We start from the raw sequence: 21,392 nt of genomic DNA, 5'->3' as shown, positions 1-21,392 counted from the left end.
TAGAGATTAGCTCACACCACTCCCCACCACTTTTGCGAGAGCAATGGGGTAACCTCGTTTCTTAGCTAACTGCATGGCTTTATGCTCAACTTCTTGCTCTGTTAAACTCATGCTCACCGGATGCTGTTGCTCAATCGAAGATGGCACAAATTCGGTAATGAGTTGCCACGCCGAAACGATTTTTTTGGCGGCTTCCAACGCAGAAGATCCTTTCACGATTTCAATGCGAGCATAATGATTAGCTTCAAAGGTGACATCTGCTGCTCGTAGCGACGCTTCTTCTCCCGGAATTTGCTGCGCACCAAATAACGGCGTCCCCGCCACTTCTGCATAAGTAAACTCGGGAATAAATTGACTCATATGGTCAATCGCTCGTTGTGTCCGCTTAGTTAAGCTTTCTAGCGACCAGCCTTGAGTAATTTTTTGTTCTAAGTATTGAGGCAATCGAGGTTGAGAAGAAGCCGAACTGGATGTCACTAATCCATCATTGAATAATGTAATATCCTGAGTCATACCGTGTAATTGAAACATCCCATCGGCATAAGGCGTTAATTGGGCCATGCCTTTGGGCGTCCCTCTTGGGCCATGAAAGATCACCTCAGGCCATGCTTGATGACAGCGAGGCCAATGAGAAACATAGGCAGCTTTAAACTCAACGAATCGGTGGCGAGGGTGAGTGGTTAAATCATCGACGGTTCCAGTTTCATAACCACACGCATTAATCAAATAGTCACAAACTAATGAATGTTCAATACCAGCCTGATCTCGATAAGTTAAATGCCATTGCTCATCCTTGAAAATGGCATCAACTAAAGTGCTGTGAGTGAAAACTTGGCAGTTATCTAAACGGTTTAGCGTCAACACGACACTGGCAGCCAGACGAAAGACACTCCAGCCGTATTCCTGCACCGCTATAACCGGATATTTTAATTGATCTAAATGTGCATATTGAGCAAAAGGAATGAGCCAGTCATCCATCGTTTGAGGGCAACTAGGCTGAGACTGTTTAGCTAACTGCTCCAATTCCTCTTGTTGGTAAAGGCGATAGTAGTTCTTGGGATCACCGAGAATTTGATTATTCGAATCTTCATCGACTAACCGCTGATAAGCCGTTTGTATCACCTCTAGCCGCGCAAGCAACTCTTGTGGAGAACCGGGATCAGAATGTGGAACCGCAATCACCGTTGGTCGCTGGTTTAACGTATGGGGATAAAGTCGAATGATTTCTATCGATTGACGCAATAATTCCATGCATTGAGCTAAAGAAATATCCCGATAGAGGTTGCCGCCTGCATGAAGGTGACATATCGGAGGGCCATCCACTAAGTCGGTTTTTTTTTCCAGTAAACTGACCTTTAACCCTTGTTCACTCAAATGGATAGCGGCGGTACTTCCTGCTACGCCACCACCAATAATAGCCACACTAGGGATCGATTGTGTTGATTTCATTGATACCATATTACTGCTGCTAGTCATTTACTCGTTGCTTAGTTTAAAACGTGTAAAACGTTATGAAAATCACATTTTTCACAAGGTTATTTACCAGTAAAAATACCAGCAAAAAGAAAAAACACCACTCACGATTTACTCAATAACACAATTGAAAAATCCGCTGAAAAAGACAAAAAAATGCTTGACTCATTATTGGCAAATCTTCTTTTTCTACGACTTGTGAATAAACCATCTCAGGTAAGCTTGATTGCCATTGGCTTAGCACTGAAATATGGGTTATTCACACCCTAAGTTATCCCAAAGTTTATCCACCGTTTTTGTGGATAAGTTATTAACTTACTCAATGAATTTCTAATTAAATGCTTTATTTATCGGTGTTAATAATTGACGGAGTAAACTTCCCACCACCAAGGCTAACGTTAAAAATGTCAGTAATGGTAATAGTAACCAAATGCCCCAATGCACCTGTGGGGATAACGCAAATCCCCAGTACATAATTCCGGCGACCACCGCATCGGCACCCACACCAGCAATCAATCCAGCTACCAACGCCATAACACCAAATTCAGCCCAAATAGTGGTGGTGACTCGGCGACGACTTGCTCCAAGCGTCCGATAAAGCTGTATCTCTTGCTGGCGTTGACTCAGACTGAGTCGTAATAAGGTAAAGATAAGTAATAAACCCGCGACCATCCCCAAAGCGGCTAAGATAGTCATTGCCCATACGATTTGCGTCAGTAGCTGCTGTATTTTTTCACCCATCAGTCGAATATCTATCAAACTGACGGTCGGATACTGGCGTGATAAAGAGTCCAACACGGATTGATGATCAGAATCAATCCGAAAACTCACCATCCAACTGCCAGAGAAATTCGCCATTACATCCGCACTAAAAATAAAAAAGAAGTTCGGTTTCATCTCTCGCCATTCAACTTTCCGAACGGAGTGAACAACCGCTTCTATAGGCTGACTACTGATCAAAAAAGTTAATCGGTCACCCAATGTAATACCGAGTTCATCAGCCAATTCTTGTTCAACAGAAACACCTTTTTCACCTTCCCACCGCCCAGCCACGATCGGGTTGTAACTGGGTAGCGTCTCTCCCCACGTTAAATTCAGCTCTCGACGTAACGCATTTGGCCCTTCTCCACTCTCTACTCGTGCTTGAGCTGACTGACCGTTAATGTTGGTTAAACGACCTCGAATAATTGGAAAAGCGGTTGAACGCTCAATCCCAGCATTATCTAATGCGGCTAAATAAGCCTCTTTTTCATAATTCGCTATATTAATGGCAAACGCATTAGGGGCATTATGCGGTAGCATTTTTTGCCAATCTGCTAGTAAATCGGTTCGAACTAACCACATCACCGCAAGCAACATCAAAGAAAGCGCTAACGCCCCAAACTGAAGCCCTGTTGTGACGCTAGAACGGTTAATTCGACTCAACGCTAATGTCATCGCCGTACTCAATGGCAACCAAGTGAGAATTCGAGTAACCAACAAGCTCACCACAGCCAAAATAAAAAATACCCCAAACATACCAGCAAACACCATCCATACCAGCCGATTTTGCCAATAGACGATCACCATCGGAAGTAATGGAACCAGTAACAATGCACCATTTAATAATAAGCGAGGAGGTTTTCTGACTGTTTGCATGGAATGAATTGCACTGACATTCAGCAAATATCCCAATGGTATTCCTAACGCTGGCACGGCGATTAACGTACTCGACAGTAATGACACGAGCATCGGTTTCATCCCATAAGTGGGCAATGGCTCTGGTAAAAGATCCGCCAATGGGACTCTTAAAGCATATTCCAGCAATATCCCGATCGCCCCTCCAGCCAATGCAGCCATAACAAACAGCAACAACACTTGGATGCTCAGCCAACGAGCAATCCACACCTTACTTGCGCCCAAGCTTTTTAGCATTGCAATGGTGCGTTGTCGGCTCTCCACATAATGCTGACAGGTCAACACTAACGTCGTCGCCGCCATAATAATGACAATGGCTAGCGTCAGTGAAAGATATTGTTGCGTGCGTTCAAACACTTCATTGGTTCGATTGGCTGTTTCCGTATCGCGCCATGAGTCACTGGGAGTTAATGCAACCGCATCTTTAAGCTCCCGTAAAGCACTTGGCGCAGCATTAATAAATAAACGGTATTGCACTCGGCTCCCCAGTTGTATAGCTCCTGTCTTCTCTACATCGGTTTGATGAATCAATACCGTTGGCATTTGCTGGAATGGATTAAAACTTAATCCGGGTTGATCGATAATTCGTCCACTGATGATAAAGTCAGCATCACCAACACTCATCACATCCCCGATCGCCACATCCAGTTGAGAAAATAAGCGTTCATCCAACCAGAGTTCATTCGCTGAAACCCTCTGTCGGGTATTCTGCCCATCAGAGAGCACTAGCTTACCTCGTAAAGGATACTGGCTATCGACCGCTTTTACGGTCACGAGCTGCATTCCATGTTCACTAAATGCCATGGTTGTAAAACGGGTCATCTGTGAGGTGATAAGGGAATTTTGCTCGCTCCGTTGCACTAATGTTGTAGGAATAGGGTTGGCTGACACAAAGACACTATCGGCAGTCAATGCTTCTTTTCCTTGTTTAACCACCACTTGTTCCATACGTTGTGCTAACGCCGTAAGCGCAAAAATACAAGCAATGATCAAGGTTAGAGCAATAGAAATTGGCCATAGCTGACCATGGCGAATTTCACTAAAACTCCATCCGAGAAGACGTCGATTTAACGCCAGTGAAAAAAGAGGATTCATCTTTGCTCCTCCAATAACCCTGCATGCATATAAAAACGGCGATCACAACGCGCCGCCAATCGGGAATCATGGGTGACGAGTACCAACGTTGTACCGTGCTGCTGATTGAGATCAAACAAGAGATCTATCACTTTACTTGCCGTTTCTTGATCAAGGTTGCCCGTCGGTTCATCCGCAAATAAGATCTGAGGCTCAACCATGAAGGCTCGGGCAATCGCTACACGCTGCTGCTCTCCACCAGAAAGCTGCGTAGGTGAATGATGGATTCGATGCGCCAACCCGACGGACGTTAACAACTCTTTTGCTCGTTGTTTATTTTCTGGCTCTCCCTTTAATAAACAGGGCAAGGTTACATTCTCCAACGCCGATAAGCTGGGGATCAGCAAAAAGCTTTGGAATACAAAACCGACCGAGCGACTTCGAATCGCAGCACGCGCTTCGTCATCCAATGTTGATAATGGGTGACCAAGTAGATGAACTTCACCATTACTCGGGGTATCCAATCCGGCAAGCAGCGTCATTAAAGTCGACTTCCCAGCACCAGAACTTCCGACAATCGCCACACTTTCACCAGCGTGAATAGCCAGATTAATGTCTCGAAGGATTGTCAACGACTCCTGTTTGGTGGAGACTACTTTAGATAACGATTGAACAGAAATAATAACGGAGCTTTGCATGGTGAAACGGCTTTCCTTAATGTTGATATGGTTGATTCCGACGAGCGCACTATTGTTTGCCACAAGCGTCAGTAGTAATACACTCTTAGTCTTAGGAGATAGCCTAAGTGCGGGGTATCAAATGCCCTTAGAGAAAGCTTGGCCAAATTTATTGAATCAAACATTCTCACAGCAAGCACGAGACATCACCGTTGTCAACGGAAGCATCTCGGGGGATACTACCGGAAATGGGTTAGAACGCCTCCCCGCCTTATTAGAACAACATCACCCCCAGTGGGTATTCATTACTTTAGGAGCCAATGACGGTTTACGTGGTTTTCCTCCTCATCTTATTGAGAATAACTTACGAACTATGATTACGCAGATCCAAGCCAGCAATGCCCACCCCATTATCATGCAGATCCACACCCCTCCCAATTATGGCCGGCGCTACAGTGAGGCTTTTTCAGAAATCTACCCGCGTTTAAGTGAAGAGTTATCTATCCCTCTGATCCGCTTTTTTCTTGAACAAGTGATCGTCAAACCAGAATGGATGATGGCGGATGGCCTGCACCCCACATCAGAAGCTCAACCCTGGATAGCACAATACATGGCAAAACAGCTCGCACCATTACTATAACCGCTTTCAAGGCCTTAGCCATGAATTCAAACAATAAGTGTTAAATATGGTTAACTTCTGGTTAAAAGTCTCTTGTTTAATGGTCTAGCTCAATAAACTTTACCTAGCTTTACGCTATTTTGAAGGCTCTCCCAAGTATCAATAGGTGATTTTTCATGCGCATTGAGCCGATTATCCAAGGTGTGGTTGCTCGCACCGCTCACCCTTTTGGATGTAAACAAGCCGTACTCGAACAGATTCATTACGTGAAATCAGCGAAGCCTATCTCTCACGGCCCTAAACGGGTTTTAATTCTGGGTGCCTCTTCTGGATTTGGCCTAGCTGCCAGAATCGCGCTTACCTTTGGTGGCGCGGATGCTGATACCATTGGTGTCTCTTTTGAAAAAGGTCCTTCGGAAAAAAGCGTCGGTAGCGCAGGTTTCTACAATAACGTATTTTTTAAGCAGCAAGCAGAACAGGCCGGACGCATTGCCGTCAATATCAATGGAGATGTGTTCTCAAACGAGATCAAAGAACAAGTGATTGAAGCCATTGAAACCTACTTTGAAGGTGAAGTGGACTTAGTTATTTACAGTATTGCCAGTGGCATGCGCCGCAAGCCTCAATCAGACGAATTTTGGCACTCAGTGATTAAACCCATTGGCGAGGCTGTTTCTGGGGCAACCGTTCTATTAGAAAATGATACGTGGATTGATACCACATTACCTCCTGCGACTGAGGAGGAAATTGATCACACCTTAAAAGTCATGGGCGGGGAAGATTGGGAAAGTTGGATCGATACCTTAATCAACAATGAGTCACTGGCTCAAGGTTGTAAAACCATTGCTTTTTCCTATGTCGGGCCAAAAATGACGCACCCAATTTATTTGGATGGTACATTAGGTCGAGCCAAAATTGACCTTCACCAAACCAGCCATGCACTTAACTTAAAATTGGCCAATTTTGACGGTAACGCCTATGCGACAGTATGTAAGGCATTAGTGACCAAAGCCAGTGTATTCATTCCTGCATTCACCCCATACATTCTTGCTCTTTACCGAGTGATGAAAGAAAAAGGAACCCACGAGGGCTGTATTGAACAAATGCAACGATTGTTCAGCGATAAACTGTATGCAAACGTCCCTGTGCCCGTAGATAGTGAAAGGCTATTGCGTATGGATGACTGGGAACTGAATCCTGATACTCAAACTCGTGTGCAAGAGATTATACAGCAGATGAATGCCAGCAATTTCACTGAAATAGGCGACTATCAAGGATTTAAACAAGCATTTTTAGGCCTGAATGGGTTTGGGATTGAAGGCGTAGACTACCAAGCAAATGTAGACTTATCTTCATTTATGCTATCGCGCTAAGCCGATATTCTCTCAAACCTTTCAGCCCATAATATCCTCGGGCGACTCCCTGATGGAAGTGACCTTTCGCTTCCATCAGGCCCATAAGTGCAGATAAATGCGATTCGCAAGAAGAGAATCGGCACCAATACTGTAAAAATGCCAAGCAATAAAGGCTATAAGCCTTTTCCTCATAGGTGAGATTACTTATCATGCCTTTACTCTATACGGAGCGATCCCTATAATCGCCCTCCTTTCTTTCTCTCTCTAATAAGTGAAAATCGAGATGGATTTACTAATAGCGACACTGAAAAAACTCGAAAAACAGAATTACCGCATCTATCAAAAGATCAAAGGGCAATATGACTTTACTGATTTTACTCTGTTTATCGACCATGTTCAGCCTGATCCTTACGCTTCTCCCTCTCGATTACGTGCAACTCGTGCATGGTCACTAACAGGTTTAGAGTGGATAAGAAACCAATCGCCGGCTTATCAGCAAGCAGCCCGTGACTTTATTGCAAGACGATTTGCTGAGTTAGCCAAACAAGAAAATAGTCTATCGATTGCGTTAAGTGGACAAACCGTACTAGACAGTACAGCCGTGATTTTTAATGATGATGGTATTGAGCTACGCTTTCGTATGAATTTACCCGCAGAAGGACGAGATATTCTCGCCAAAAAAGCACTCAACATTTTAACCTTTCATCTCCCTAAATTTATTCGCCGCGCCACACTTGAGCGTGAACTGGATAAAGAGGCTTTAATTCATCACTGCCAAGTTATTGAAGATCAAGAAGCCCTGCGAGATCAACTCTGCAAACAAGGGTTAGTTGCCTTTGTTGCTAATGGTAGCGTTTTACCTCGCCTAGCGGGTGACAGCGATCTCCCAATGAAAGAAGCCGTTCCCTTTCAGACGCCACAAAACCTACAAGTGACCTTATCAACCCCTAATCAAGGACCGATTACTGGAATGGGGATTCCTAAAGGCATCACCTTAATTGTAGGGGGAGGGTTTCACGGAAAATCGACGTTGTTAACCGCATTAGAACGTTCGATCTACAATCATATTCCGGGCGATGGCCGTGAACGTGTTGTCATCGATCGACAAGCGATGAAAATACGAGCAGAAGAAGGTCGCTGCGTCCATAACCTTAATTTATCTAATTATATTAACCATCTTCCTATGGGTAAAAATACCCATGATTTCAGTACACAAGATGCCTCAGGTTCGACTTCTCAAGCCGCTTGGTTACAAGAGTCTATTGAAGCCGGAGCAAAAACCTTACTGATTGATGAAGATACCTCCGCCACCAACTTTATGATCCGTGATGAAAGAATGCAGGCTCTGGTGAGCAAAGGAGATGAACCCATCACTCCGCTCGTTGATCGTATTGGTCAACTTCGAGACGAATTAGGAACCTCAACACTGATCGTGATGGGCGGCTCTGGTGATTACCTTGATATCGCAGATACCGTCATTCAAATGCATGACTATCAAGCCATTGATGTGACAGAAAAAGCAAAAGCGGTCATAGAACAACACCCAACGTTACGACGTAACGAATGTGAAACGCCATTAGCCGTCTTTACACCAAGACACCTTAATCGCAACGCATTACAAAAGTTGTTGGTTGATGGGAAATTCCGCGTTTCAGCAAAAGGAAAAGGCTCACTCCGTTTTGGGAAAGAGTTCACTGATATTTCTGCTCTTGAACAATTGGAGTCTGCCTCCGAAATTAATGCTATTGGCTGGTTATGGTTTCAACTCGCTCAACAACCGGGATGGTCAACCAACCCTACCTTGGAAATGGAAAACTTGCTCGATGGGGAATGGTACACAAAGATGCCTAACCAAGGCGACCTTGCTAAACCACGCATTCTTGATGCCATGGCTGCCTTAAACCGTTTACGGAAAGCCCAATTTAAAGGATAAAGACTCGTTATTGCCTTACGTCACCAATATAGCCGTATGGATATTAAGGCTCTTGGCGTAAAACGTTCCATGCCGCACATAAAATTCGAAACCGCTCTGCGTTACCGTTATCCCGATCTGGGTGCCAGCGCAGAGCGAGTTTCCGCCAAGTTTTCCGGATTTCAAACGAAGAAGCCTCTTCTGTCAGTTCAAATAGGCGCAGAGCTTTAGCACGATCCAACGTTTTGATATTTTCCCCACCAACAAAACGTTGATACCGAGTCCAAAACTCATTCAATAAACGTCGAACCTCCCCTTCACTGGCTTCATAGTGTTCCCAACGGGTGTAATAGTCTCGTAACGGATCATCTGCATCAATCACGTGCTGCGCATGACGAAATATCGGTCGTAAAGCTATATCCATCGCTTCAACTTGCAACCAACTTTTGGGGTACAGCATCTCTTGTAATTGATAAAGGGCATTCATAATCAAAAAATTACGCTTAAAGAGATCCTTATCCGCTGCCGCATCCAAAGTTGGCATTAACGCTTGTTCACTCAAATGTGCTGCCAAAGTGTGTACCTTCCAGCCAGAAGGCTGACGTTTTAGCACTTCTAGAATAGGCCATAATAATGGATTTTCCATGTACGATTGAAAGGTCGTACTCAATGCTTGTGTATTTGACATGCGATACCCATAATTTCCTTCATGATGTTCATTCAAAGCTAAAGCAAAGGATTTGTCGAGCCCCATTCCAACCAGATTGTCAGTTTTTGAACTAGACTCCGCTTCTCAAGCCTCTTATCAGAAAAAACTGAGCTAAAAGCTCTCTTGAAGTTCATCGTAGGATCAGAGTAAGATACCAATCGAACGCTGTTCACAATTAATAATGAATAATGAATAATTAATCATTAATGTTGATGAGGGAATAAAAACCGTTATGATGCTTTCTAAACCCATTGCTTTATTGACTTTTGCCTATCTCCCTATCTTTCTTTTCTCTGCGATAGCTCCAACCTCACATGCAGTATGGGTTGCTGAGATTTTACCTGCCGTATTAATTCTATCAGGACTATGGTGGATTTCTTATTACCATACCTTAAGCAAAACAGCCTATCTACTTGCCTTCCTATGGCTTGCACTTCATACGATTGGAGCTAAATACACGTTTGCTGAAGTGCCATTTGATTGGTTTAACCAACTCATAGGTTCCTCTCGTAATCATTTTGATCGAGTGGCACACTTTGCTATCGGTTTATACGCTTATCCCATCGCAGAGTTATTGCTACGCAAAAAGCTGAGCAACCGTATGATCGCCACTTTGTTTGCACTGTTTTCCATTATGAGTGTTGCAGCAGGCTATGAAATTGTGGAATGGTGGTACGCCGAGCTGGCCGGTGGAGAAGAAGGTTTGGCCTTTTTAGGATCACAAGGCGATATTTGGGATGCACAAAAAGATATGCTGTGCGATACCTTAGGAGGTATCACGGCATTAATGATTCTAAATTGGCAATGCTACCGATCCCCTAAACGATTTACCAATTAAGGGAAGATTAACAAGATTTGTGCAATCCGCTCGCCTGAGTATGCAGAGAGATCCAAGATAAATAAGGGTCAAAACCTTCGGTGATCGGGATCTGCACAATTTGTGGAACTTGATAGCGGTGTAAGCGAACAATCTCTTGTTCTAATTCCGCATAACAAGCCTCTCGCGTTTTTATAATCAGCAAGATTTCGTCATCACAACAGATGCCCCCATTCCAGCGATAATGGCTTTGAATCGGTAGGGTTTGGATACAGGCCGCTAAATATTTAGACAATAGGGCCTGAATCATTAACTGAGCATTTTCTAGCCGGTTGGTCGTTGTCAATACCATACAAAAGCTTTGATTACTCATTACTACCTCATTAGCAATTCGTCTTAAAATAGGTGCCCCATCAACTCATCTAGGTGACTTAATAAGTGAACATTGGGGTGATTAAAATGATTCAGTGGGCTTAATGGTTGAAGCTGAAAAGTCATCACACCAGCATTGACTCCCGCTTTAACCCCTTTCGCTGTATCATCCACATAGACGCATTCTTCAAGCGGAAACCCCATGTTCATGGCACAGTAACGAATAAGATCCGGCTCTGGTTTCCAGCTATTTGCTTCAAAAGCGGAAAAAATTTTACCTTCAAAACGATCCGCTAGCCCTGCTCGGGAAAGAGAACCCACAATTTTTTCATAAGGCGCATTAGAAGCAACACAATATTCAATATTATGCATTTCAAGTTGCTCTAATAAAGATTCACTACCAGGCATCGGTTTCAATTGTGTCATAAAAATAGACTCAAGCACTTGTCGATAACGAATTTCTAGTAGATCAAGATCCGCGCTCATTCCCGCTAATTCTAGTGTATCTGCCAAGATATCGGCAATTTTTCCACCGGAAAAATGCTGAGCTACATCATGTAGTGTTAGTTGTGCGCCTAATTCATTGAATACTTGAACAAGAGCCATGCAACATAAACGCTCGCTATCGACTAAAGTCCCCTCGCAATCAAATATCACGCAGCTAAACTTTGTTTTCTTCATATACGACTCCCCCTGTTATCAAAGAGTGTATACGGATAGATGCATAACAAAATGATGCAGTTAACAGAATGACGTAAGATGATACGGCCAAAGCTCATATCTTCAGGCTATGTCACTCTTCTTGAGTATTAGCCTACAGCCTACGATTCAATATAGATAGTGCCATTAAATGAATGCCCCTCCATCCATTTATCAACTACCGCACAAGCAAAATCATCAGGCTTTCCGAAAACTACCGCATCATGAATAACAATATCGGAAATTAACAAACTTTGTTCATATTCAGTCAACAAAGCGGCAGCGACAGGTTGTGTATCAACAAAACCTAGAAATAAAGAACAAGGCGCTGAATAAATGATTTGGGTAAAAAATTCCACCAGCAATGCTTGTTGTTCTTCTTGTGGGCAACGCGAAGCCTGCAATAGTGCGAACATAATTGTCAAACGATGAAAATCAACCAAATAAATGCTATCTAAATTAATGTGGTGTTGCGCATTAAACATTAATGGTGTGACACTCTGCTGAGTATTGAGTGATAAATAGAGATCTCGCCCTTTAATACTCTCAGGCGTAGGAAATAAAACATCAACGTGATGACAAAGCCATGCGTTTTTTTTATCTACAATAGCTTGCATGTCAAGCTCAAAAGCGTGGGTCATAGTGGTACTTCTTAGTATGAAAACGATACATCGATAATGAGCCCTTCATCATCAACATGGATCGAGGTTGAAACTATATTAACACAATTCTCTCCTGCCTTTCTTATTCATTACTGCTATCATCAATCCAATTCAGAGAACGGAATTTCAACGAGTATCAATATGAAAAAAATCGCATTAACCCTTGGTCTGTCTGCATTGCTAGTAGGATGTGATAATAATGAAGTGGGCGATGTATCCCTTGGTTTATTCACCATGAAAGACATTAAGATCGCTTCTCTAGATGATCCGATTGTCACGGGGGTCACTTGTCATATTGCTTCCATTGAAGCAAATTTAAGCTTAGCCGATCCTAGTGATAGCTCGATATCTTGTCGGCAAACAGGAGAAATCACGCCTGAGATGATTGCTCAGATTGATAAAAGTAAATCCGGTGACGTCGTATTTAAGCAATCAAAAAGTATTTTTTTCAAGTCAATGAAAGTTCGTCGTATCTACGACTCTGAAAATCAGACTCTGCTCTATTTATCCTATTCCACCAAAGAAACCTCTGGCAGCTTTAAGCACAGCCTATCAACCGTACCATTGTGGGGGACAAAGGCCTATCAAAATACAAGCGCGACGCCACAAAACTAAGTCAAACTGCGTCTGCCATCGGGAGGAATATTGTTTGAAATTGATTCATTGAGCCTAGTTTTACTTGGCGTTATAGTAGGTTACCTATGATGATGGTAAAACCCGGTGTATTAATATGTTATTAACACAAGGCTCCTCAACAAAAAACAAAACGCCCTTTCTTGAGTATCAACAGCAGCGTTTAATACATATTTTTGACCTATTCAGTGAAGGTATTTTTCACATGGGGATGGATAAAAATATGACTTTTTATAATCCTCATTTTTACCAACAGTTTGGGTTTTACCGTTCAACAATCACCTATCAAGAATGGTTAGCTATCGTACACCCGCTCGATAGAGCAAAACTTGAGCAGCGAGTGGAACAACATTTAGGGCAAGAATCTCGTGTAACTACAGAATACCGAGTCAAACGAGAAGATGGACAGTACCTCTGGATTCAGGGTACCGCAGTAACAAAGACGGACAAAAATGAACGATTTCTAGTCGGGTGCCATCGAGATATTTCTGAACAAAAGAAAATGACTTCTTTTCTACATCAAGCTGCCTTTTACGATGCCGCTTCAGGTATGGCCAACACAACTAAATTGCTACGTGACATCAACGACATTAAACAGCAGTCTACCTCACCTGAAGCCACGCTAGTGTATATTCAAATTGAGGACATAAAATCCTACCTCAATCAATATGGTTCCGATGTTATTCAACACATTCTTCATCATATGAATCAAGCTCTCAGTGCATTAATTAACAATAACTCTATTATTTATCGAGTGCGAACTGACGACTTTGCTATTTTACTGCTCTCACCAAAGAGCCAAGAACAACTTCAAGCGTTATGCCAAACAATTATTGAACGTTATGCAAAATCGGCACAAGAGCAAGGGCATCTTTTTGGCGATAAAATGAATATTGGGGTTTATCCTCATTTTTCTCTCGAAGAAGATGCGGTTCAAATCCTTAATATTGCATCACGTACCTGCCAATATGCAGGAGAGAAGAGCTGTACTCATATTGAGATTTATAGTGGCCAAACTCAACAAGCCGTAGACCGGTTTTTCTTTATTGAGCGAGGATTAAAAGAGGCCTTGTATCAACATTCTCTTTCGGTCAAGTTTCAACCCATCATTGATGCTCTGACAGGTAAGGTCGCCAGTTTTGAAGCGCTCGTTCGGTGGCGATCACAAGAGTTTGGTGAAATCTACCCCGACGAATTTATTCCCTTAGCTGAAAAAAAAGGGTTAATTACTGAGCTGGGATATCAAGTATTTGAACAAGCCTGCCAATTTATTAGTCAGTACCACACCATTCATGGTGTGACAACTCGAGTTAATATTAATGTCTCTGTTTTACAACTTTTAAACAGTAACTTTCCCTCGAATATTAAAATGATGGCTGACGAAGCGGGGGTTCCCCCTCAATCGATTGTGTTGGAGCTGACGGAAACAGTGATTTTAGATGGTAACCGACATGCGATTAGCCAACTAAACACGCTCAGTGAAATGGGATTTCAATTATCATTAGATGACTTTGGCGCGGGCTTAAGTTCCATCTACAGCTTTTTCGACCTCCCCCTCAATCAGATCAAAATTGATCGAACAATGGCATTAAAAATACTGATAAATCCCATCTCAGAAGAATACCTCGGCTTTATTATTAAACTGTGCCATTCCAAAAAGATGGCAGTGGTCATTGAAGGAATAGAAAATGCCCAAATGCATGAGAAGTTTTACCAAATGGGCGTTGATTACTTACAAGGTTACTGGTTTTCTAAGCCTTTATCTTTTGCAACGGCAAGCCGTTATACTCTGCTTTCTACACCGCCAATAGCCTAGGCACATTACCCCAAACCAAGAAAGAAAATGAAGACTACCCCCTCCACTGCTAGACGAGTCAGCAGAAGAGGGGTCAAAGAAAGCTCGCCGCATTTCATCCGTAACAATATAGTTGGCAGCAACATTTCCATCTAATACATCATTGACCCACGTTCGATAATCATAAATTTCTGTAAATACAGAAGTGACCTTCGAATGATTAAAACCTTCCCCACATGTACTTGGCCCAAAGCTTGTTATACCAACCTGTACGAACTGACCGCTATTGTCCCAATAGACAGGCCCTCCAGAGTCTCCTTGACATGTACCATTGTCTAACGTCCGAGCTGGATTCACACCACTAAAGCAAAGCTGTTTATCCGTTACGGATATATCACGTTGGCAAGTCGCAGTTGAAACATAATCAATAGTAGTGGCTAACAATTTCTGCTCATCGTCCAAACCAGATTGGGTATTGCCATGCCCTACTGCTTCGAAAAAATATGAATTTTCATCATTATCGATACCATCAGCACCTAAGCGATATGCTGTGTTATCAGGTAATTTAACTTTTCCCGCCAGATTCATGGGGTGAGCTAGCCGAATAATCGCAATATCATTTGCCCACAAAGCCTCTGAGGAATCGATATACTTAGGATGATAAAAAAACTCAGCGCCACGCACGATCTCAATATTTCCATTAGGAAAGGCTGATTCATCATTCGTTTGCGCCGCAGAGGTAAAGAGCAAAACATGGGTGTTTAATTGCCCACTACCATCAAAAAGGCAGTGAGCGGCCGTAAGAATATGGCTCTCATCTAGCATGGTTCCGCCACAGAAACTGCCGACACCATAGACTCCATCATATTCAATGCGATCATAAAATAAGCTAACAAAGGAGGGATACTGAATCAGGGTTGTTGGAGTGCCATTAACAATATAGGGCGAAATCGCCCATTCGGCAAAGGCATAAGAAGGCAAAAAAGACACCGAAAGTAGAGTCGAAAGCATCCATTTATTCATAAAAGCAACCAATTAATCCATAAGTTAATAATATTATGCATCAATACAAAGCATGGCGCTTGAACTTTTATGCTTAAAATAAATACTTTCTATCGTTAACCGCGAACATAGCGTTGTGGAACAAAGGGCATTTTTTCGACCCGCATGGCTAACCGCTTTCCTCGAACCTCAGCAAAAACCTCTGCCCCCAAAATGGCAAGATCACTTTGTACATAGGCCATAGAAATCGGTTTTTCAGCCGTAGGACCAACGGTTCCACTGGTAACAATTCCAACCTGGTTTCCTTTAGCATCGAAAAGTTCTGTCCCTTCTCGAACAGGAGCTTTCGTTACTCCAACCAACCCAACACGTTTACGATCAACCGTTTTGGTTTCAATTTGGCTTAGAATCATTTCTGCGCCAGGAAAGCCCCCTTCTCGATCTCCTCCTTTACGGCGTACCGGAGAAATCGCCCACAGTAAACTCGCTTCGACAGGTGTCGTCGTTTCGTTCAAATCATGACCATATAAACAAAGCCCGCACTCTAAACGCAGTGAGTCTCGAGCACCAAGCCCTACCCATTCCACTTCTTCAACTTCAGCCAGCATCGCTGCAAAACTTGCCGCTTGCTCTGCGGGTAGCGAGATTTCAAAACCATCTTCTCCCGTATAACCACTACGACTCACAATGCAGTCAATACCATTGATCTCCATTTGCTGAATATCCATAAAAATCAAATCATGTACTTTAGGCTGCCATCGAGCGAGAACTTCCGCTGCAGCAGGGCCTTGCAATGCTAGCAATGCTCGCTCCTCCACAACGTCTAGAATCACATCACTGGGTAAATGAGCTCGTAGGTGGTCAATATCTTGTTGCTTACACGCAGCATTGACGACTAAAAATAAATAGTCACCCATATTAGCCACCATTAAATCATCCAGAATTCCCCCTTGATCATTAGTAAATAAAGCATAACGCTGTTTACCAACGGGGAGATCTAGAATATCGACTGGGGTTAACCTTTCCAGTGCGGCCGCAGCATGTTCCCCATGTAGACGCAGTTGCCCCATATGGGACACATCAAATAACCCCGCCGCTTGGCGTGTATGTATATGCTCTTTCTTAACACCTAAAGAATATTGGACGGGCATATCATACCCAGCGAAAGGGACCATTTTGGCTCCCATCGCTAAATGAAGAGCATGTAAAGGGGTCATTAAAAGATCCGGGGAAGTCTGCTGCTGAGTCATTGTCATCTCCATGAATTTCGATTCAAGATAAAAGCCGCCAGCAAGCACTATCATTGCTCGCTAAGTCTAAATTTCCAATAGTAAACAAAATGCGCTAATTTTTGATTATCAACAACGATCTCGTACTATTACCCATCATATTTAACACCAAGATCACATTTCAGTCAGGATTAGAATCGAGGTTTAGACCGCCTTTCACAACATCATGAACAATAAATCCACTATTGGAAATCTAGGCTATTTTGCCGTTACCCATAAAATCAAGGCATCTTGTTCACTGCTAGAAACCAGCATATGTCCCATCGTGGCATCGTAATAAACGCTGTCACCCAAAAAGAGCGATACGGGTTCATAAAACTCACTGTAGAAAATGACTTCGCCTTCTAAAATCAGCAAAAACTCCTCACCATCATGACGGATCCAATCTCGATAATCCTCAAAATTACGAGCCCGAACCCGGCTTTTAAATGGCATCATTTTTTTATTAGAGAGTTGAGTTGAGAGCAATTCATGTTCATAAGTTTGCGTTGGATGAGGTTTACCTTGCCCGTGTCGAGTAATATCCCGCCGACCTGTCGCTATAATTTTCTTTGGTGGTTCAAAAAGTTGCGGCATGTCAATTTGTAATCCATGTGCTAATTTTTGCATAGCTTGAAAGGTGGGGGAAATTTGTTCATTCTCAATTTTACTGAGTGTTGAGCGAGCCAGCCCCGTACGTTGACTCGCCTCCTCCAACGTAATACCTAACTGGGTTCGAATGGTTTTAATTCTCTGCCCAAATTTTAATGGGGTAACATGGTTCTCTACCTCCTCACTGACCTGTTTGGCTATAGTCATCGAGGGGTATTCATCAGGAATATCATCGCTCATTGTGTATTGGGCTTCTTATTCAGCATTAATGTTCATTTTTACATTGTGCATTAAGAATTCAAATAAGGTGGAATCATGCCTATAAAACGTGCTTTCTGTAACAAAAAAATCACTAATGTTTCCTATAGGAAATTTTTTAATTGAACGTCTATAAATGGCGGAGTATGTTATTAATTTGTAGCAATTGAGCTTCCTGTCGATTTAGTGATCGATGGCGCAAACATTTTCACCTAGCTGTTACAAACTCGTGGCTGTTTAGGTGTCAATCGTTCAAAAATAGAGAATATCATTCCTCTCTATTCGTTGATCATTCAATCATCTTTTGGAGAATAAACATATGGATAAAGCACTGAAGTTTACAGATAGCCACGAGTGGGTGCGTGATAATGGTGATGGGACCGCCACTATAGGTATTTCAGAACATGCCCAAGATATGCTAGGAGATGTCGTTTTTGTTGAGTTACCTGAAATAGAGAGTGAATACGATGCAGGAGATAATTTTTCTCTAGTTGAATCGGTTAAAGCAGCCTCCGATATTTATGCTCCGGTCTCCGGCATCATTCTCGAAGTGAATGATGAACTTTCTGATAGCCCAGAGTTGATTAATGAATCCCCCTATGATGCAGGCTGGATCGTCAAAATTAAACTGTCTGACCCGGTTGAGCTCGATGATCTAAAAGATGCAGACGAGTATCTTCGCTCTATAGAAGAAGAGTAATCAAGGATAAAGCTACCTTTTCTCACCGGTAGCTTTAACTATCACAGGCTTGAAGTATCAGCATTAATTCAATGAACTTCATTTCTTGTTGTGATTGTAAAAGGTAAAGGAAAATGACTGAACTGCTTCAAAGCCTAGAAACAAAAAATGAATTTATCGCTCGCCATAATGGTCCTAGCAAGGCGGAACAAGCCAAAATGCTCGCTTTCGTTCAAGCAAAAAACCTTGAGAACCTTATTGAACAGACCGTTCCTAAAAATATTCGTTTAGAAGCACCATTACTCCTTCCCGATCCAAAAGGTGAGGCTGAGATGTTGGCCCATCTCAAACGTTTTGCTAAGCAAAATCAGCTCAAACGAACTTTCATTGGCCAAGGTTACTATAATACCTTCACCCCTAGCGTCATTTTACGTAACGTGTTCGAAAATCCGGGCTGGTATACCGCTTACACTCCCTATCAGCCTGAAATATCTCAAGGTCGGTTAGAGTCATTACTTAACTTTCAGCAAATGATCATGGATTTAACGGGCATGGATATTGCCAACGCCTCATTATTGGATGAAGCCACTGCGGCAGCAGAAGCCATGGCTCTGTGTCATCGAGCAGGGAAAAACAAGAATAATACCTTTTTTGTCGCGGATGATGTCCACCCACAAACCATAGAGGTGGTGAAAACACGAGCCTCTTTCCTTGGGTTTGAGGTACGAGTAGGCCCACTTGAGGAACTCACTCAACAACCTGTTTTTGGCGCACTCCTACAAAATCCTAGTACAACAGGAGCGGTGTACGATTTAACGGAGATCATTACTCAAGCCCATCATCAAAATACCTTAGTCACGGTTGCCACTGATTTGCTGGCTTGCACGCTGATCAAACCTGCGGGAGAAATGGGGGCAGATGTCGTGATTGGTTCTGCACAGCGATTCGGTGTTCCTATCGGTTACGGCGGCCCTCATGCTGCATTTATGGCAACTCGTGAAGCCTATAAACGTACTATGCCAGGCCGTGTTATTGGCGTCTCAATTGATAGTAAAGGTAACCGTGCACTTCGCATGGCCATGCAAACTCGAGAGCAACATATTCGGCGAGAAAAAGCCACCTCCAATATTTGTACTGCGCAAGCTCTATTAGCCAACATGGCCGCTTTTTATGCCGTCTATCATGGGCCAAAGGGACTCAAAAAAATTGCGCGCAGAACTCATCATTACACCGCGATTCTTGCTGCTGGCTTAACACAAGCGGGTTATGAATTAGCACACCATACTTTTTTTGACACCTTAACCATCAAAACCGGCAACACCACAGAAAAGCACTATCAACAAGCCCTAAAAACCAATATCAATTTACGAAAATGGCCAAACCAGTTGGGTATCAGTTTTGATGAAACAACGACCTTAAAGGATATTGATGTGTTATTCTCTCTGTTTGGAATAGAAACATCCATTTATGATCTCTCCACTCAAATTGCGAATCATGAATTAGCCGCTATCCCTTATTCATGTCAACGAAGCTCTCGCTATCTGACTCACCCTGTATTTAATACCTATCACAGTGAAACACAGATGATGCGTTACCTAAAACAGTTAGAAAATAAGGACTTTTCTTTAACCCATGGCATGATCCCACTAGGTAGCTGCACGATGAAATTAAATGCAGCGGCGGAAATGATCCCCGTTACTTGGCCAGAATTTGCATCTTTACACCCCTTCGTTCCTAAAGAACAAGCGCTTGGATACACAGCTTTAGCGGAGGATCTCAAGCAGAAACTGTGTGAAATCACGGGCTATGATGCCTTTTCTTTACAACCCAATTCAGGTGCATCTGGCGAATATGCAGGGCTAATTGCCATCCAACGTTATCATCAAAGCCGCGGAGAAGGGCATCGCAATGTATGCTTAATTCCAAGCTCTGCCCATGGAACCAACCCAGCAACGGCATCCATGCTTTCAATGAAAGTCGTCGTTGTTCAGTGTGATAATCTCGGTAATATCGATTTGCATGACCTTTCTGAAAAGATCAACAAACACCGCGAACATCTCTCCGCCATTATGATTACCTATCCGTCGACCCATGGCGTTTATGAAGAACACGTTCGGCAAGTGTGCGAACAGGTTCATGCAGCGGGTGGGCAAGTGTACTTAGATGGAGCCAATATGAATGCTCAGGTGGGTTTAACCTCTCCAGGTTTTATAGGCTCTGACGTCTCTCACCTTAACTTGCATAAAACTTTCTGCATTCCTCATGGCGGCGGTGGCCCTGGGGTCGGGCCTATCGGAGTAAAATCTCACTTAGCTCCTTTCCTACCCGGCCATGTTGAACAAGGTGTTGATGGAGAACAATTTGCAGTATCCGCCGCTGATTTAGGAAGTGCTTCTATTCTCCCAATCTCTTGGGCTTACATTACCATGATGGGAACCAAAGGACTTCAACAAGCTTCTAAACTCGCCATATTAAATGCCAACTACATAATGGAACGCTTACGCCCTCACTACCCTATTCTGTATCGAGGAACACACGGCCGAGTCGCCCATGAATGTATTGTCGATATTCGTCCAATTAAAGAACAAACTGGCATAAGTGAAGAAGATATAGCCAAACGCCTCATGGATTATGGTTTTCATGCACCAACTATGTCTTTTCCTGTTGCGGGGACACTCATGATTGAACCAACGGAATCTGAATGCCTTACTGAACTTGAGCGCTTTTGTGACGCCATGATTGCGATTCGAGAAGAAATTAGGCAAGTAGAACTTGGGTATTGGTCAATCACGGACAATCCACTGGTTAATGCTCCGCATACGCTGGTTGATTTAGCACTCGATGAATGGCCACACATATACTCTAGAGAGCAAGCCTGCTTTCCTTCGCCTTACGTAAAAGCGAATAAATATTGGCCAACGGTAAACCGAGTGGATAATGTATACGGCGATCGCAACCTGATTTGTTCTTGCCAAAGTATCGATCATTATCTGGAATAAAAGTTCCTGGTGATTTGCTTAGCACACAGAAGGTGAACCATGAGTTCACCTTCACTACATTGATTAGCAAAATTTCCTTGAGATTATCTTGGTTTCCCAT

At 43.0% G+C, this 21,392-nt stretch carries 18 protein-coding genes; 8 read left to right on the top strand and 10 right to left on the bottom strand.

Features of this window, described 5'->3' with window-relative positions; genetic code table 11:
- Positions 1-6 precede the first annotated feature (6 nt).
- From EXA13_RS01990 to EXA13_RS01980, 3 genes are all read right to left on the bottom strand, one after another.
- The gene (locus EXA13_RS01990) at positions 7-1,449 is read right to left on the bottom strand and encodes an FAD-dependent oxidoreductase (RefSeq protein ID WP_238131628.1); all 1,443 of its coding nucleotides are present in this window, start codon (positions 1,447-1,449) and stop codon (positions 7-9) included.
- A gap of 354 nt (positions 1,450-1,803) precedes the next feature.
- Complete coding sequence (locus EXA13_RS01985) at positions 1,804-4,245, bottom strand: ABC transporter permease (protein WP_238131627.1); 2,442 nt, start codon at positions 4,243-4,245, stop codon at positions 1,804-1,806.
- Positions 4,242-4,922, bottom strand: a complete 681-nt coding sequence (locus tag EXA13_RS01980) for an ABC transporter ATP-binding protein (RefSeq protein WP_238131626.1) — start codon at positions 4,920-4,922, stop codon at positions 4,242-4,244. The genes EXA13_RS01985 and EXA13_RS01980 overlap by 4 nt, the downstream gene beginning before the upstream one ends.
- Here EXA13_RS01980 and tesA point away from each other — a divergent pair.
- The 3 genes from tesA (at position 4,921) to EXA13_RS01965 (ending at position 8,808) form a co-directional block, all read left to right on the top strand.
- The gene (gene tesA / locus EXA13_RS01975) at positions 4,921-5,541 is read left to right on the top strand and encodes a multifunctional acyl-CoA thioesterase I/protease I/lysophospholipase L1 (RefSeq protein ID WP_238131625.1); all 621 of its coding nucleotides are present in this window, start codon (positions 4,921-4,923) and stop codon (positions 5,539-5,541) included. The two genes, EXA13_RS01980 and tesA, sit on opposite strands and share 2 nt — an antisense overlap.
- Before the next feature lie 155 nt (positions 5,542-5,696).
- The gene (fabV, locus tag EXA13_RS01970; protein ID WP_238131624.1) at positions 5,697-6,893 is read left to right on the top strand and encodes an enoyl-ACP reductase FabV; all 1,197 of its coding nucleotides are present in this window, start codon (positions 5,697-5,699) and stop codon (positions 6,891-6,893) included.
- 265 nt (positions 6,894-7,158) lie between these two features.
- Positions 7,159-8,808: an ABC-ATPase domain-containing protein gene (locus EXA13_RS01965; protein WP_238131623.1), complete on the top strand. Its 1,650-nt coding sequence runs from the start codon at positions 7,159-7,161 to the stop codon at positions 8,806-8,808.
- A gap of 43 nt (positions 8,809-8,851) precedes the next feature.
- Here EXA13_RS01965 and EXA13_RS01960 read toward each other — a convergent pair whose 3' ends face one another.
- Positions 8,852-9,475 (bottom strand): DNA-J related domain-containing protein, encoded by a 624-nt coding sequence (locus tag EXA13_RS01960; RefSeq protein ID WP_238131622.1) that lies wholly within the window; start codon positions 9,473-9,475, stop codon positions 8,852-8,854.
- Between the two features lie 253 nt (positions 9,476-9,728).
- Here EXA13_RS01960 and EXA13_RS01955 point away from each other — a divergent pair, with 253 nt between their 5' ends.
- Positions 9,729-10,334 carry a DUF2238 domain-containing protein gene (locus EXA13_RS01955; RefSeq protein ID WP_238131621.1) on the top strand — a complete coding sequence of 202 codons (606 nt, stop codon included), beginning with the start codon at positions 9,729-9,731 and terminating at the stop codon, positions 10,332-10,334.
- Between the two features lie 7 nt (positions 10,335-10,341).
- On the opposite strand, the gene cutA is transcribed toward EXA13_RS01955, so the two are convergent.
- The 3 genes from cutA to EXA13_RS01940 form a co-directional block, all read right to left on the bottom strand.
- Positions 10,342-10,686 (bottom strand): divalent-cation tolerance protein CutA, encoded by a 345-nt coding sequence (gene cutA, locus EXA13_RS01950; protein WP_238131620.1) that lies wholly within the window; start codon positions 10,684-10,686, stop codon positions 10,342-10,344.
- Positions 10,687-10,709: 23 nt separating this feature from the next.
- Complete coding sequence (locus EXA13_RS01945) at positions 10,710-11,366, bottom strand: HAD family hydrolase (protein WP_238131619.1); 657 nt, start codon at positions 11,364-11,366, stop codon at positions 10,710-10,712.
- A gap of 140 nt (positions 11,367-11,506) precedes the next feature.
- Positions 11,507-12,025 carry a hypothetical protein gene (locus tag EXA13_RS01940; protein ID WP_238131618.1) on the bottom strand — a complete coding sequence of 173 codons (519 nt, stop codon included), beginning with the start codon at positions 12,023-12,025 and terminating at the stop codon, positions 11,507-11,509.
- 162 nt (positions 12,026-12,187) lie between these two features.
- Between EXA13_RS01940 and EXA13_RS01935 the strand changes: the two genes are divergently transcribed.
- Together EXA13_RS01935 and EXA13_RS01930 are read left to right on the top strand one after the other, a co-directional pair.
- Complete coding sequence (locus tag EXA13_RS01935) at positions 12,188-12,661, top strand: CreA family protein (RefSeq protein WP_238131617.1); 474 nt, start codon at positions 12,188-12,190, stop codon at positions 12,659-12,661.
- A 115-nt stretch (positions 12,662-12,776) separates the two neighbouring features.
- Positions 12,777-14,495: a GGDEF domain-containing phosphodiesterase gene (locus tag EXA13_RS01930; protein ID WP_238131616.1), complete on the top strand. Its 1,719-nt coding sequence runs from the start codon at positions 12,777-12,779 to the stop codon at positions 14,493-14,495.
- Here the strand turns inward: EXA13_RS01930 and EXA13_RS01925 are convergent.
- The 3 genes from EXA13_RS01925 to EXA13_RS01915 form a co-directional block, all read right to left on the bottom strand.
- Positions 14,439-15,497, bottom strand: coding sequence for a S1 family peptidase (locus EXA13_RS01925; protein ID WP_238131615.1), 1,059 nt, complete (start codon positions 15,495-15,497; stop codon positions 14,439-14,441). The two genes, EXA13_RS01930 and EXA13_RS01925, sit on opposite strands and share 57 nt — an antisense overlap.
- 95 nt (positions 15,498-15,592) lie before the next feature.
- A complete protein-coding gene (gene gcvT, locus EXA13_RS01920; protein WP_238131614.1) occupies positions 15,593-16,726 on the bottom strand; it encodes a glycine cleavage system aminomethyltransferase GcvT in 1,134 nt (377 codons plus the stop codon).
- Between the two features lie 237 nt (positions 16,727-16,963).
- Complete coding sequence (locus tag EXA13_RS01915; protein ID WP_238131613.1) at positions 16,964-17,596, bottom strand: helix-turn-helix domain-containing protein; 633 nt, start codon at positions 17,594-17,596, stop codon at positions 16,964-16,966.
- Positions 17,597-17,933: 337 nt separating this feature from the next.
- Here EXA13_RS01915 and gcvH point away from each other — a divergent pair, with 337 nt between their 5' ends.
- Complete coding sequence (gene gcvH / locus EXA13_RS01910; protein WP_238131612.1) at positions 17,934-18,314, top strand: glycine cleavage system protein GcvH; 381 nt, start codon at positions 17,934-17,936, stop codon at positions 18,312-18,314.
- 113 nt (positions 18,315-18,427) lie between these two features.
- Positions 18,428-21,292, top strand: a complete 2,865-nt coding sequence (gene gcvP / locus EXA13_RS01905) for an aminomethyl-transferring glycine dehydrogenase (RefSeq protein ID WP_238131611.1) — start codon at positions 18,428-18,430, stop codon at positions 21,290-21,292.
- The last annotated feature ends 100 nt before the right edge of the window (positions 21,293-21,392 follow it).

It is taken from the genome of Vibrio cincinnatiensis (genome assembly GCF_022113815.1).
GTDB classification, from domain to species: domain Bacteria; phylum Pseudomonadota; class Gammaproteobacteria; order Enterobacterales; family Vibrionaceae; genus Vibrio; species Vibrio cincinnatiensis_A.
The sequence above is the reverse complement of the archived record's forward strand: the minus strand, read 5'-3'. Positions and strand labels throughout refer to the sequence as shown.

Excerpts from the sequence above, each read along its gene's own strand:
- EXA13_RS01940 (WP_238131618.1), bottom strand. The coding sequence starts at position 12,025 with ATGACCCACGCTTTTGAGCTTGACATGCAAGCTATTGTAGATAAAAAA.
- EXA13_RS01980 (WP_238131626.1), bottom strand. The coding sequence starts at position 4,922 with ATGCAAAGCTCCGTTATTATTTCTGTTCAATCGTTATCTAAAGTAGTC.
- EXA13_RS01955 (WP_238131621.1), top strand. The coding sequence starts at position 9,729 with ATGATGCTTTCTAAACCCATTGCTTTATTGACTTTTGCCTATCTCCCT.
- fabV (WP_238131624.1), top strand. The coding sequence starts at position 5,697 with ATGCGCATTGAGCCGATTATCCAAGGTGTGGTTGCTCGCACCGCTCAC.
- gcvP (WP_238131611.1), top strand. The coding sequence starts at position 18,428 with ATGACTGAACTGCTTCAAAGCCTAGAAACAAAAAATGAATTTATCGCT.
- EXA13_RS01960 (WP_238131622.1), bottom strand. The coding sequence starts at position 9,475 with ATGTCAAATACACAAGCATTGAGTACGACCTTTCAATCGTACATGGAA.
- EXA13_RS01990 (WP_238131628.1), bottom strand. The coding sequence starts at position 1,449 with ATGAAATCAACACAATCGATCCCTAGTGTGGCTATTATTGGTGGTGGC.
- EXA13_RS01935 (WP_238131617.1), top strand. The coding sequence starts at position 12,188 with ATGAAAAAAATCGCATTAACCCTTGGTCTGTCTGCATTGCTAGTAGGA.
- EXA13_RS01945 (WP_238131619.1), bottom strand. The coding sequence starts at position 11,366 with ATGAAGAAAACAAAGTTTAGCTGCGTGATATTTGATTGCGAGGGGACT.
- EXA13_RS01915 (WP_238131613.1), bottom strand. The coding sequence starts at position 17,596 with ATGAGCGATGATATTCCTGATGAATACCCCTCGATGACTATAGCCAAA.
- gcvT (WP_238131614.1), bottom strand. The coding sequence starts at position 16,726 with ATGACTCAGCAGCAGACTTCCCCGGATCTTTTAATGACCCCTTTACAT.
- EXA13_RS01930 (WP_238131616.1), top strand. The coding sequence starts at position 12,777 with ATGTTATTAACACAAGGCTCCTCAACAAAAAACAAAACGCCCTTTCTT.
- gcvH (WP_238131612.1), top strand. The coding sequence starts at position 17,934 with ATGGATAAAGCACTGAAGTTTACAGATAGCCACGAGTGGGTGCGTGAT.
- EXA13_RS01965 (WP_238131623.1), top strand. The coding sequence starts at position 7,159 with ATGGATTTACTAATAGCGACACTGAAAAAACTCGAAAAACAGAATTAC.
- EXA13_RS01925 (WP_238131615.1), bottom strand. The coding sequence starts at position 15,497 with ATGAATAAATGGATGCTTTCGACTCTACTTTCGGTGTCTTTTTTGCCT.
- tesA (WP_238131625.1), top strand. The coding sequence starts at position 4,921 with ATGGTGAAACGGCTTTCCTTAATGTTGATATGGTTGATTCCGACGAGC.
- EXA13_RS01985 (WP_238131627.1), bottom strand. The coding sequence starts at position 4,245 with ATGAATCCTCTTTTTTCACTGGCGTTAAATCGACGTCTTCTCGGATGG.
- cutA (WP_238131620.1), bottom strand. The coding sequence starts at position 10,686 with ATGAGTAATCAAAGCTTTTGTATGGTATTGACAACGACCAACCGGCTA.